Here is a 1,411-nt window from a genome sequence, read left to right as displayed (position 1 = left end):
TCCTGGCATAACCGTCAGAACAGATTCATACATAATCCTGCGTCCGTCTCTGTCATAAACAGCTGCCAGTTCCTGCGGATCTGAGGAACGATAACTGATGCTTGATAAAAGCTGTCCTTTAATTAAATTCTTTAATCCCATCTAAAGACCTCCCTGTCCTTCTCATCATTTAATATCCTGCTTATATTCAAAATGCACCAACGTCCATTGTCTGCCCTGATAATGCCTAACCGACGGCCCCGATCACAAGCTGCTCCCATGTCTCTGTTGTCTCAACTTTGCATGTATCCTTCCACTGGGCATACTGTTCTTCAAACTTGTCATTCAAAACCTGTTCGAATTCATTGTCTTCCATATCCTTATAATCATCTTCCTGACGAAGGGTTTCTGAAAGATTCTCCAGAATCTGATTGTAAACCTTCATGGACAGGGCATCCTTTTCATAAATGGCCAATACCGCCGACTGTTCCACACTGAACTGTGTTGCAATATCTTCACCGATCGATGCCATATAATCCTCGGCCTTGGACGCGCACTGCTTCTCCTCATCATCTGTCAAAGCCGGTACATCATACTCATCCGCCTTATTACAGAGAATCACTGCCCGTTCTATCTCATCCAGCATGGTTGCCTTGGCATACTCACCCACGGTCATTCCATTATCCATCTTCGTATCCCAAGGTTCCTCACCGTAATCTGCCACATACTGATCTCTGGCCATATAAGCTCTTGCATTGATCTCTGACAGATAAACGGTGGTATCATCAATGGTCAGCACCGGTTCATCATCCACCGCATAGCTGCCAATCGGCTCGATCTCTGTCTCGCCACTGCTATCCGTACCCGATTCCGTTTTCTGTGATTCCTCCATCGATAAATCTCCTGTTTCAAAATTCTGCTCTGCCCCGGCTGTTGTATTCTGCTGCCGACTACCGGTATGACCGCCCACTGCAAAACCACCGCAAAAGCCAATACCAATACCGACAATAAGTGCAGCTGCCAGCATTCCGGCGCTGTATCTATGCTTTTTATCCATATAAAATCTCCTCACTTTATAACACTGTGAACACCAGGCAACCCGGCCTGTTCCAAAAGCCATCTGACGTGTTCTGACATCTATGCCATATGAATGCATTTTAGCATAAATAGCGCCCCCTTGCAACATAGACACTGTTTATGCATATTTTATTATATACCGCTATAAGGAGGTTTTTATGAAGCCGCTTTTAGATTTGACCGATGTCAACTATACCTATCAGACAGCGGAAGGTGAAACACCGGCTGTCAAAAATTTAAGTTTTCGTGTTTTTCCGGATCATTTTCTCGGTATCATCGGTCCGAGCGGATGCGGAAAATCGACAATTTTATCCCTGATCGCAGGTTTGATCCAGCCTAATTCCGGCAAAATTGC

General features: G+C 45.1%; 2 protein-coding genes. One reads left to right on the top strand and one right to left on the bottom strand.

Translation table 11 applies throughout. The annotated features are described in order from the left end of the window. Positions 1-226: 226 nt before the first annotated feature. On the bottom strand, positions 227-1,036 hold the full coding sequence (locus WMO25_RS18015) for a hypothetical protein (RefSeq protein ID WP_227081858.1): 810 nt from the start codon (positions 1,034-1,036) through the stop codon (positions 227-229). A 178-nt stretch (positions 1,037-1,214) separates the two neighbouring features. Here WMO25_RS18015 and WMO25_RS18010 point away from each other — a divergent pair. Beyond that, the coding region (locus tag WMO25_RS18010; protein WP_349086598.1) for an ATP-binding cassette domain-containing protein at positions 1,215-1,411 on the top strand (197 nt) is incomplete at its 3' end.

This window comes from Coprococcus intestinihominis (assembly GCF_040096555.1).
GTDB classification, from domain to species: domain Bacteria; phylum Bacillota; class Clostridia; order Lachnospirales; family Lachnospiraceae; genus Coprococcus_A; species Coprococcus_A intestinihominis.
This window is presented reverse-complemented; position numbering and strand designations above follow the sequence as displayed.